Raw genomic sequence first — 11,942 nt, 5'->3', positions numbered from 1 at the left:
GACCCCATCCTGCTGTCCGCGACTTAGTGAAACTGCTGTCCGCGATTTAGCGGAACGACTGTCCCGTTTTTGCGAAATGCGCAGCCGGAGAAAAACTGTCGCAGGCTCTGGCCAATCTCGGCATATGGACCATCGAAATCACCAAGCGCTCCGACACGGCCAAGGGCTTTGAGGCGCTGCCACGACGATGGGTCGTCGAGCGAACTTTCGCCTGGCTGGGACGTTGTCGCCGGCTTGCCAAGGACTTCGAGGCGACCATCGCCAGCGCCGAGGCATGGATGTTCATCGCCTCGATCCGCCTCATGCTTCGCCGCATGGCAGCTCCGCGTCGTGCGTAACCGAGATTTGAGTCAGGCTCTTAGATGACGGCGAGTCATTACTGAGTAGGAGCCACTTCTACGCCGCCGACGACTCGCGATGTGTAAAGGTATATAAAGTCATTGCCACAATCGCGAGCGGTTTGATGCTCACCGGTCCTCTCTGTTAATATTTGTCTCAGAATAATTAACGCACGCCTGTATTAAATTGTAAAGTTATGGCGAATATGAATTCGCGTCACAATAGTTTCACATTTCCGACGGACGTAATTCTCAGAAAATTCAAACTATCTCCAGGAAAAGCTGGTTAGTGTTCCTCGCACAACTATGTGGCTGGAGAAAGCAATGGATCATGTCACACGTCCGCTGTCGCATGGCCAGATTGGCCTTTGGATACATCATCAAAAACGACCGACCGGTAGCGAATACAATCTGCCAATCAAACTGCGCATAAAGGTACCGTTCGACATTGATGCCTTGCGGCGCACGCTCCAATCATTGATCGACCGCCATGAAATGTTGCGCACGACCTTTCACCAGGAAGGCGAGCGCGTGGTTCAACGCATTCATGAGAGAAGCTCGCTGCACTTTCATGTTGTTCGGCTAGAAGATGTCGAAGAGGCAGATTTCCATCACTCTATCGCGGCGGAAGGTCGCTCGCCTTTCAATGTGGAGCATGGGCCGGTGTTTCGCGCTCATCTGTTCATCCGCAGTGCCACGGACGAGACTCTCCTCCTCAATTTCCATCACATCATTTCCGACGGCTACAGCATTTGCACCTTCCTGCACGAGTTCGGCAGGCTCTATCAGGCGTTCTGCGGCAACACGGAAATGCCGGGTCTGGCCACAGCAGCTCCTTACGGGGACTTCGTAGCCTGGCAAGAGCGCCTCCTTGCCGGCGACGACGGAGAGCGCATGTGGGCCTACTGGCGCAGCCAATTTGTTGACCATGAACCTGACCTGGCCCTTCCGACCGACAGGCCACGAGCTGCGCTTGCCACGCACACCGGTTCAGTCTTCTCCCTTGATATTGATATGCCGCTGGTCGCGCGCTTGGAGCGGCTGGCGCACAAGGAAAAGGTAACGCTCGCCACCGTCCTGCTTGCCGCCTATTATGTCCTGCTGCATCGTTTCGGTGATCAGGACGACATCACCCTCTACGTGCCACGCCTCGGTCGTCCGGCAGGAAATTTTTCGAGGACGTTCGGCTACTTTGTGAACCTAGGGGTCCTACGGCAGGACCTTTCAGGAAATCCAATTTTCATCGAACATTTGCAACGGGTCCGACATCTGATGCTCTGCGCGCGCAGCCACGAGTATTTTCCTCTTCCGCTGCTGCTGGAGAAGCTCAAGCTCCCGCCTGCACTTGATCGCAATCCGCTTGCGCAAGCTGTTTTCAACTTCATGCCGGAGGCGGTTAGTTCTCTTAGCTTGACGCCATGCGACGTCGACCTCTCCGGCTTGCCTGCGCAAATCCAATTTTGCGAGACCGATATCTGGATCGATCTTGATTTTCAAATCCTGTCCGGCAAAGAAAGAGTCCGCCTGGACGTCGTATTCAATGCGGATTTGTGGGACCTTAGTACGATCGAACGGCTGGCGAAGCACTACCATTTGTTGCTTGAGGCGATTGCAGATGCGCCAGCGCGACGGATAGGGGACTATAGTCTTCTGTCGCCTGAGCAGGAACACCAGCTCCTGCATAGTTTTAACGAGACAGCTGCACCTTTTCCGTCCAATATTTGCCTGCACAACCTGATCGAAGCGCAGGCTGCCGCTTGCCCCGAGGGTATCGCTGTCAGTTGCCCATCGGAAGCGCTCAGCTATGCCGTACTTGAGCAAAGGGCAAACAGACTTGCCCGTTATCTGATTTCAAAAGGAGTCTGTCTTGGAGACGTGGTCGGCATTCTCGTTGAACGTTCGTGCGATCTCATAGTCGGGTTTCTAGCGGCCCTGAAGGCGGGGGCCGTCTATCTTCCTCTCGATCCGCGCCTGCCACCCCAGCGTCTACGTTTCATGTTGCGGGATGCTGGAGCCACTGCACTCATCAGCAAATCGGAGCTCAGAGAACAGACGTTCGGGGACGTCTTGTCAGGGCGGAACATTGAATGTGCGAATGGATGCGCGGTAGTTCTCCTCGACAAAGACCGCACCAAAATCGCTCTGCACGAAGTCACGCCTCCGCACTGCCCAGCCGGCCCCTCCGATTTGGCTTACGTGATCTATACTTCCGGTTCCACGGGTCAGCCGAAAGGCGTGATGGTTGAACATCGCAGCGCCTGCAACATGGTGGAAGATCTAAAACTCACTTATCAACTGGGGCCGGATAGCCGGGTATTGCAGTTCGCTTCCTGCGGATTTGATGCATCGCTTTTCGATTTTATGCTGGCTTTATCCTCTGGCGGTCGATTGTGCCTTGCGCCCCCATCAGCATCGCTGCCTGGAGCAGAGCTTGTCGAGTTTATGCGCCATGAGCGCGTTACCGCTGCCGGTCTTACGCCGACAGCGTGGGCCTCTTTGCCGTCAACTGATCTTCCTTATCTCACCGTGATCAAGTCAGGCGGAGAGCCCTTGCCGTCGAGCCTCATTAAGCGATGGGGTGAGAAGCGCCGCATCTTAAATTCCTATGGGCCCACCGAAACGACCGTCTACTGCATAAGGACCGAGGTGAAAGCCGGAGGGCAAAAGCCGCCCATTGGGCGCCCGGCCATCAATACCAAGGTTTATATCCTCGATCGCTATGGCAATCCGGCACCGCTCGGCGCAATTGGCGAGCTCTACATCGGGGGCGTCGGCGTGGCTCGCGGTTACATCAATCACGATGAACTCACGCGCGAGGTATTCCGGCCAAACCCGTTCGATAATGATCCGCAATCCAGGCTCTACAGAACTGGAGATCGGGCGCGGTATCGGTCAGATGGCGCGATTGAGTTCATGGGCCGGAAGGACGGGCAGATCAAGATCCGCGGCATGCGGGTTGAGCTCGCCGAAATCGAGCAGTGCCTGATGGGGCACGAAAACATCAAGGCATGCTGTGTCACGCTGACGGACCGTCTCGATGAAAATGCGAGCCTGATAGCCTATGTGGTGAGACGGGGGGAGAGTTCGGAGGATGCCGACGAACTTCAGTCTTTTCTGCGCACCGCGCTGCCTGGCTACATGGTTCCCTCACAGTTCTTGTTCCTCCCGCAGCTACCAACCAATCGTAGCGGCAAGATCAATCGGCGCGCTCTTCCCGAGCCGGGAAACCCCTCGAAACTAAAGGCCGCAACTCCACCAACTGGTGGATTGCAGACGGAACTGGCTGAGATATGGAAGGACGTGCTGAAGCTGGACACCGTCAGCGTCGAAGACAATTTCTTCGATGTTGGCGGACATTCCCTAGCCATCGTTCAGGTCCAGGCGCGTATCCACGATCGATTGGGCATTGATTGCAAGATTCTGGATCTGTTCGAGCATCCCACTATAAGAACGCTTGCTACGCACTTGGCTGCAATTCTAACCGTTCCTCGCCCCGCTCTGGGTTTAACGAAACCAATCGGCGTGGCTGCAAGCGAAAAAGAGCCCAAACAGAACCGCAATGCTGTTGCGATTATTGGGATGGCGGGCAGGTTTCCCGGGGCCGAGAACGTCGACCAGTTCTGGAGCAATCTGGTCAATGGCATAGAGTCCATCGCGGATCTGGATGAACAGACATTGCAAGAAGCTGGCGTCGCTCCCGACATGTATGACAGACCTGATTACGTGAGGCGCGAAGCCGTTATCAGCGGAATTGATCTGTTTGATGCAACGTTCTTCGGCATCTCGCCTAAGGAAGCAGCGTGGATGGACCCGCAGCAGCGAATCCTGCTAGAAGTGGCGTATCAGGCGTTCGACCATGCAGGATACGGATTGAGGGAGACGGCGGGAGACCGTGTCGGTGTGTTTGCTGGTGTGGGTGCCAACCACTATCTCGGCGTTCGCGAACTAGGCCGCGACCTGCTGGATTCAGAGAGGTTGCAGATCCGCATTCTCAATGGCGGCGATTTTACGGCCACACGCATTGCCTATAAGCTCAACTTGACCGGCCCTTGCGTGTCAGTTCAGACGGCCTGCTCCACCTCGTTGGTCGCTGTCCACCTCGCTTGCCAGAGCCTCCGCAGCAATGAGTGCAATATGGCATTGGCGGGCGGTGCATCGATTTCCCTGCCCCATGGAAAAGGCTATCTCCATCAACAAGGCCACATTCTGTCGCCTGACGGCCGCTGCCGTGCGTTCGATGCTAAATCACAAGGAACGGTGAGAGGCAGTGGAGTTGGGGTCGTCGTTCTCAAGCGGCTGAGCGATGCCTATAGAGACGGCGACTACATCTGGGCAGTTATAAGGGGGACTGCCATCAACAATGATGGCGCCACAAAGGTCGGCTTCACCGCCCCCAGCGTCGACGGACAGGCTGCAGTGATTCAAGCGGCCCTCACCGATGCTGACGTCTCTGCAGACGCCATTGGTTATGTGGAGGCCCATGGTACAGGAACCTATCTTGGAGACCCCATCGAAATCTCCGGCCTAACCAAGGCCTTCCGTTCCCACACCGCAAGGAAACAATTCTGCGCAATAGGGTCGGTGAAGGCAAACGTCGGCCATCTTGACGCCGCAGCGGGTGTAACGGGGTTGATCAAGCTCGCCACGATGCTGAACAGGGGCGTCATTCCCGCCAGCCTGCATTTCGATAAGCCCAACCCAAACATCGAATTTGAGGAGAGCCCGGTGTTCGTAAACAAGACCTGCACCACGTGGCCCAAGGGTGGTGAGCCACGGCGCGGCGGTGTCAGCTCATTTGGCATTGGTGGCACGAATGCGCACACAGTTCTCGAGGAGGCTCCGCCGCGGAGCAGTGAGCAAGTCGGTCGCAGGCTGAACGTCTTTCCGGTATCGGCGGCGAGCGGGTCTGCACTGACGGAGATGCTCCGGCAACTGGCCGACTTTATGCGCCGAAGCGATGTTCAGAACAGCGCAGCAAATATCGCGTACACCCTGCAAAGGGGTCGAGCCGCTCTCAGATACCGCGCTAGTTTTGTGGGAACCGATTTGGCGGAATTAGCCGATCAACTCGATCAGGCGGCACTGCAGGCGGGCGCGGCGCGAGAGGTATCAAGCAGTGAACATCGCATCGCGTTCATGTTCTCCGGCCAAGGCGGGCAGCAGATTGGTATGGGGCGGGAGCTTTATGAAGAGGAGCCGGTATTCCGCAGCGCCATAGACGAGTGCGCAAATTGGATTAACGAGTTCGCAAATACTGACTTCCGCCCCCTGCTCTACAGAGAAGGCAAAGCCGACGGCGAGCTTGAGCCTCAGCTAGAAGCCGTTATACAGGCCGTCATCTTCGCTACGCAATATGCAATGGCGAAGCTCTTCATGTCGTGGGGCATTTTCCCTGCAGCTGTGATCGGCCACAGCATCGGAGAATATGCAGCCGCTCATATTGCCGGCATCATCTCTTTACCAGATGCCATTCGACTGACGCTGATAAGGGGGCAGCTAACTTCCCATGTGCCGGCCGGCGGCATTGTTGCAGTCGGCATGTCGCCCGAAGAGCTCCAGCCTTATTGGAACGAAAACCTTTCATTGGCGGCCATAAACGGGCCGCATCAGTGCGTCGTTTCGGGGGCTGCATCCGAAATCGCAGCGTTTCATGAGCGATTGGAAGCGAAATCCATCGCGAGCAAACGAATACGTGCAACTCATGCCGTGCATTCATCCCTACTCGATCCAATCCTGTCGGAGTTTAGGATTCATGCAGAGCAAGTCGAGTTGCACACGCCGCAAGTACCTTTCGTGTCAACGGTGCTCGGTGACTGGCTTGAGGCGGACGTGCCGCTTGATGGCAGCTACTGGGTCCGCAATCTCCGAGAGACGGTGCAGTTCCATCTGGCTCTCGATCGGTTGGTGCAATCGGGCTATCAGTTGTTCGTTGAGATGGGACCTGGCGCAGCCCTGACCAGACATTCAAAACAGTTCAAGTCAAAAAACGACCTGCGCAGTCCCATCAGCTTTCCAGCCATGCCAGGAGACGATCATGAAGAAGGTGATCACGCGAAACTGTTGCAGATGCTGGGCAAGCTTTGGACCTGTGGCGCTCGCATTGATTGGTCAGGTCTGCACGACCAACTCCCGCAGCGCATCCCCCTCCCGCCTTATCCCTTTGACCGGAAGCGTTATTGGCTCGATGCGGCCGCTGCCCAGGAGCGGGAACAAAACGCAGATTTGAATGAACCTAATCCGGCGGCGCTGTCGGTCGCTCGCCCGGCTGGCAACGAAGAAGCGCGCGGTCCGACAGCGGTTGAGATGTCTGACGAGGCAGCTTTGGACCGCCAAATTGCGGAAGTCTATCGGGACATTTTGGGTTTAGATGACGTTGCGCTGACCGACAGCTTCTTTGATCTTGGAGGGGATTCATTGAGTGCCCTGAGCGTTATCGATCGCATCGAGCAGCTCACGGGAGAGAGATTGGCCGTTTCTCGGCTGTTGGAACAGCAGACACCGAGAGAACTCGCGAGGGCCCTCTCGAAGACCCGCGGAAGCGAGCGTCCAAGCGCGTTGGTGCCGATACAAATCGGCGGTTCGTGGGCGCCTCTTTTTTGCCCACACCCATTTGGCGGGCATGTGCTCTTCTATACGCCTCTTGCTGAGGCACTGGGCGCGAAGCAGCCGCTCTTCGGTCTCCAGGCACGCGGTCTGAACGGTGAGGCAATGCCTCACCTCAGCATTCCGGAGATGGCGCAGGAATATGTTGAAGCCATCAAGAGCGTTCAGCCACGCGGCCCTTATCAGCTCGCCGGCTTGTCCATGGGCGGTAGCATTGCTTGGGAAATGGCCTGTCAATTGCGCGATGCTGGTGACGAGGTGGCAATCCTTGCGCTGCTCGATGCTAAAGCGCTTCACAAGCATGAAGAAGTCGCAAGCGGCCGGTATCATCAGCTGGTCGGCAACAGCCCCATTCCCGATTGGTTAAGCGAGCAAGCGATCATAATGAGCGTCCTTTTTCCGGCCCTCAAAAAACATTGGCGAAAGCTGAAATCCATGAAACGTGAGCGCCAGGTGATGGCCTTATTCGATTTCGGAAGGCAGGCTGGCCAAGTCCCGAGGATGAGCGACACACAGCTCAATCATATCCTGACGATTGCCGAGGCCAATAGAATTGCGCTGCGTGATTATACGCCTCGGCCCAACGACAGCAGAGCCGTACTTTTTGCGGCCAAGAAGGGTCTGCGCGTGTCCTCCAATCAACCTGTTGGCGATCTTGGGTGGAAGCAGTTCGCGCGGGGCCGCCTGGAAATTCACGAGGTTCCAGGTAACCATTACACGATGGTCGCTCCGCCGCATGTGAGCGTCCTTGCGAAGAAACTTGCTAACTATCTCAATCGAAACGACTAGCGGATGGAATCTAACATTTGGTGCCCGCGTTGACGGCAGCGATGATCTTGTCTGGATCGGCGATCCAAGTGAAGGGTTTAGCTTGCTGGTTGTGCTCTGCAACAAAGCGGTTGATCGCCGCCTGAAGGTCGACGACGGAGTGGAAGACGCCGCGCCTGAGACGACGCTTCGACAGTTTTGCGAAGAAGCCCTGAACCGCGTTGAGCCACGAGCATGAGGTGGGTGTGAAATGGAAGGTGAAGCGCTGATGGCGGCCGAGCCAAGCACGCACCTTGGGGTGTTTGCCGCAAGGGGCGCGTCTTGTCGCGCAACAGTCCCTCGAAGTCTTCCGCGGCGAAGCGCTCCTGCCAGCGCCACACGCAGGTCTTGGACTTACCAGTTTGCCGCATGATCTCGACGGTGCCCACGCCGTTGCTGCTCAACAGAATGATCTCGGCGCGCCAAACGTGCTTCTGCGGCGCATTGCGATCTCTGATCAGCGCGCCCAGACGCTGACGATCAATCGAAGAAACGGTGAGCAATATTCCTGTGCGCATGCGCCAGACTCGCATGCGCACTCACAAAAGGTAATCCCCAGCCGGACTCTTATGTCAGGCGTAAACCACTAAAGCGTGTCTCGATTAATTGGCCTCATATCCGGCAGCTTGAAGAAGTTTCTGCATTCGGTTGGCTCGAACAGGTGACAGATGTCGCCGGGACCCTTGCAGAGTGCGTCGAAGGTTCTGGCCGCCTTCTTTCGCAGCCGCGCCTTCAGTTTTGAGTAGGCCATCTCGATTGGATTGAGATCGGGCGAGTATGGCGGCAGGAACAGGAGCCAGGCTCCCCTTTGGCGGACCAGTTGGGCGGCGCGCTCGTTCTTGTGGAAGCCGACATTGTCGAGAATGACGACATCGCCGGGCGACAGTTCGGGAGCGAGCTGCGTTTCGACGTAGTGTTCGAAGATGGTGCCATTCATCGGCGCATTGACGATCCACGGCGCGACAAGACCGTGGCATTGTAACCCAGCGATGAAGGTCTGCGTCTGCCATTTGCCGAATGGCGCATGCGTCCTGAAGCGCTCGCCCTTCGGCACCCAGCCGGTGCGTTTGGTCAGTTTGGTGTTGGTCGACGTCTCATCGATGAAGATCAGCCGCGCCAAAGCCTTGTTGAAAAGCGCTTTCGCCGCCCGATCCACAGTTCACGCGCCTGGCGCACGTCGGCCCGCTGCTGCTCGCTGGCCAGTAGAGTTTTTTTTTATGACTGAGCCCAAGGCGATTGAGCAAGCGACCGACATTGGAGCGGTGCACGCTCACACCAAGCCCCACACCACGCCCCTCCAGCTCGACGCAAAGCTCATCCAGCGTCAATTCGCCGGTCTCGGCCGACCGCAAGCGGACAAACTCGGCACGCCGTTCAAGCTTCCCGCCGCCCACATGGCCCTGCCGGCGCGCTTCAAGTGAACCTGTCTGCCTGCGCAGCTTGATCAGATTATTCACAAAGCGAGGCGAAACGCGGAAATGGCGCGCAGCCTCGCGGTGACCATATCCCTCATCGACAAACGCAACAACACGCCGACGCAACTCAAGTGGTAGCGGCTTGCCCATCGCGGTTTCCTTTCAACCGCAATGAATCACGAACTCAAATCAATGGGAATCTGGAGGGTTTTGTGAGGTCGCGCGGCGGTGATGGTCTGGCTTGGCGCTGTGCGCGACCTCATTGAAGCCGGATTGAGCGAACGCGTTGGCGCGGCCACGCGCTATGGGATTAGTGTCGCGACGCCTGTTCCCAGTGGGCGGCTTGGTGTGATGCAATGCTGCCATGTCGGTGAAGACGAGGCTGAGACGCCGCCGTTGAGCGAGGCGATCGACGTGCCCGTCGGCATCTTTGGGCGTACTGCGGGGGGTAATGCTTCTGCTCTTCGGGCTGATCGGGAAGATGACGACATGGGGTCATTGCGTCCGTCGACGCTGATGCCGCGACGCTGCCACGATCGATGCTGGGGCGACATCCTGTCGTCATGAGGTATCCGGCTGTGGTCGCGACGGTCCGGTGCGCCATCGCGACAGATTGGCGGTGATGCGCAAAATGCCGCCACAGCAGGGACAGACGGTTGGGTCAAAGCGCGGGAACGGCCTGGTGGTCTCGCCGGCTGCGGCGGTCGGAGCGAGCTTCATCGCCACCCTGAGTTGCCGGATGATGGCGAGTCGGGTCCGGCGGCATCCATTGGCGAGGAAGCCATAGTGGCGGATGGGGTGGAAGCCCTCGGGCAGGCAGTGCAGCAGGAAGCGACGGATGAACTCGTGCGGATCGAGCGACATCAGCCTAGGCGCGTTGCCGTGACGATAATCGCGCCAGCGGAAGGCGCTGGTCTCGTCGGCGCTGACCAGGCGACTGTTGGCGATGGCGACCCGGTGGGTATAGCGGCCGAGATAGGCGAGGACCTGCTCGGGCGAGCCGAACGGCGGCTTGGCATAGACGATCCAGTTCTTGCGGCGAAGCTGCCGGATAGCGGCCGTGAAGGCACGGGCCTGACCGAGCCCGTCGAGCGTGCCGGAGAAGCGCAGTCGCCCAGCCGCATAAGCCGCCTGAAGCCGCTCGAGGAACAGCCGCCGGAATAGGCGGGAGAGGACATGGATGGGCAGGAAGAAGCGTGGCCGGCAGCTGAGCCAGCGCCCCTCGGGAGAGAGAACGCCGCCGGGGACGAGGCAATGGATGTGCGGATGATGGGTGAGCGCCTGGCCCCATGTGTGAAGAATGGCCAGGAACCCGATCTCCCCGCCGAGGTGCCGCGGATCGGCGGCGAACTTCTTGAGCGTTGCGGCGACGGCGTCGAACAGGATGGCATAGACGACTGCCTTATTGTGAAAGGCGATCTCGGCGACTTCGGCCGGCACCGTGAACACGACGTGGAAGTAAGGCACCGGCAGCAGATCGGCCTGACGGTCGGCGAGCCACCGTTCGCGCATCGCGCTCTGACACTTGGGACAATGCCGGTTGCGGCAGGAATTATAAGAGACGCGGGCATGTGCGCAGTCCTCACAGGCCTCGACATGACCGCCAAGCGCCGCAGTCCGGCAGAGCTCGATCGCGGACATGACGCGGCGCTCGACGCGGCCGAGATGGCCGTCATGGGCAACACGATAGGCATGATCATGGCGACGGAAGATATCCGCCACCTCCAGCTCGGAGCGCATCGCTAGGCTCAGGCGGGCGGCACCACATCCAGCGTCAGGCGGTCGAGCGGGCTCTGCGTCCTGGCGATCGTGCTTGTTGCCACATGGGTGTAGCGCGCCGTCGTCGAGATGTTGTTGTGCCCCAGCAGCACCTGGATAATCCGGATATCCGTACCGCTCTCAAGCAGGTGAGTCGCAAAACTGTGGCGCAGCGTATGCACGCTCACCCGCTTGACCAAACCCGCCGCCTTGGTCGCGGAGCGGCAGGCCGCGTGAAGGACCTGCACGTCGATCGGCTTGTCGCCTCGTCCGGGGAACAGCCAATCCTGCGGGCGTGCCAGCCCCCAGTAGGTCCGCAAGATCCCGAGCAGCTGCGGCGACAGCATGACCGTGCGATCATTGGCGCCCTTGCCATGGCGAACCTGGATCACCATCCGGTCGCTGTCGATATCCGCCACCTTGAGGGGCTCACCGGCTCCGAGGCGCGCAACCCCGCGGCATAGGCGGTGGTCAGTGCAGTGCGCGCCTTCAACGATGGCACCGCTTCCAGAAAGCGCACCACCTCGTCGGCGCTCAGGATCGCCGGCAACTTGCGCGGCGTGCGCGCATAGACGATGCGCTCCGGATCTCCGCCCGGTCCAGCGTCACGCGCACAGACCGTCTGGTTCAGCGCCGGCCAGGAAATGCCCTGCGACACCAGATAAACCTGGAACGCTCGCACGTCCTCCAGCCCCCCAGCCGATCCGGTGACCGGCCGAAATAACGGCTGAACCTAGCCACCGCATGCAGATAGGATCGTTGCGTCGCGGGCGACAGGTTGCGCAAGCTCATGTCGTCGATCATGCGGCGGCGCAGCGGGCTTACCGCTGCCGTGGCTTCAGCCATGGGATGGTCTCCCGGTCAGGGGTTGGTCTCAGCAACCAAACCTTCCCATCAGGAGGCCATTCCGGCCAATCCACACGCCAATCCCGCGTCAGCGGGTCGTCTAATCGCTCGACCGTCAAGGGGGTGAGTGCAAGGCCGTCGTCCTTTCTGTCGATTCTCGTTCGTCCGAATGCCG

5 protein-coding genes and 3 pseudogenes are annotated in these 11,942 nt (G+C 58.6%); 3 read left to right on the top strand and 5 right to left on the bottom strand.

Annotated features, from left to right (window positions below; translation table 11 throughout):
• Positions 1–83: 83 nt before the first annotated feature.
• Together NKI52_RS32140 and NKI52_RS32135 are read left to right on the top strand one after the other, a co-directional pair.
• Positions 84–338: pseudogene (locus NKI52_RS32140) on the top strand (transposase); the annotation flags it as partial.
• Positions 339–662: 324 nt separating this feature from the next.
• Complete coding sequence (locus tag NKI52_RS32135; RefSeq protein WP_352700813.1) at positions 663–7,730, top strand: non-ribosomal peptide synthetase/type I polyketide synthase; 7,068 nt, start codon at positions 663–665, stop codon at positions 7,728–7,730.
• Here NKI52_RS32135 and NKI52_RS32130 read toward each other — a convergent pair.
• The 3 genes and pseudogenes from NKI52_RS32130 to NKI52_RS32120 form a co-directional block, all read right to left on the bottom strand.
• A pseudogene (locus NKI52_RS32130) lies at positions 7,727–8,266 on the bottom strand (helix-turn-helix domain-containing protein). The gene NKI52_RS32135 and the pseudogene NKI52_RS32130 overlap by 4 nt on opposite strands.
• Positions 8,267–8,334: 68 nt before the next feature.
• The gene (locus NKI52_RS32125) at positions 8,335–8,904 is read right to left on the bottom strand and encodes an IS630 family transposase (RefSeq protein ID WP_352700812.1); all 570 of its coding nucleotides are present in this window, start codon (positions 8,902–8,904) and stop codon (positions 8,335–8,337) included.
• Positions 8,843–9,313 carry a transposase gene (locus tag NKI52_RS32120; protein ID WP_352700811.1) on the bottom strand — a complete coding sequence of 157 codons (471 nt, stop codon included), beginning with the start codon at positions 9,311–9,313 and terminating at the stop codon, positions 8,843–8,845. Before NKI52_RS32120 ends, NKI52_RS32125 begins: the two co-directional genes overlap by 62 nt.
• Positions 9,314–9,391: 78 nt before the next feature.
• Here NKI52_RS32120 and NKI52_RS32115 point away from each other — a divergent pair, with 78 nt between their 5' ends.
• A complete protein-coding gene (locus NKI52_RS32115; RefSeq protein WP_352700810.1) occupies positions 9,392–9,730 on the top strand; it encodes a hypothetical protein in 339 nt (112 codons plus the stop codon).
• Here NKI52_RS32115 and NKI52_RS32110 read toward each other — a convergent pair.
• Both NKI52_RS32110 and NKI52_RS32105 read right to left on the bottom strand, forming a co-directional pair.
• Positions 9,725–10,903 carry an IS91 family transposase gene (locus NKI52_RS32110; protein ID WP_352700809.1) on the bottom strand — a complete coding sequence of 393 codons (1,179 nt, stop codon included), beginning with the start codon at positions 10,901–10,903 and terminating at the stop codon, positions 9,725–9,727. The two genes, NKI52_RS32115 and NKI52_RS32110, sit on opposite strands and share 6 nt — an antisense overlap.
• Positions 10,904–10,911: 8 nt before the next feature.
• Positions 10,912–11,767: pseudogene (locus tag NKI52_RS32105) on the bottom strand (tyrosine-type recombinase/integrase).
• Between the last annotated feature and the right edge of the window lie 175 nt (positions 11,768–11,942).

The sequence above is a fragment of the Mesorhizobium sp. M0590 genome (assembly GCF_040320905.1).
GTDB lineage: Bacteria > Pseudomonadota > Alphaproteobacteria > Rhizobiales > Rhizobiaceae > Mesorhizobium.
The sequence above is the reverse complement of the archived record's forward strand: the minus strand, read 5'-3'. Positions and strand labels throughout refer to the sequence as shown.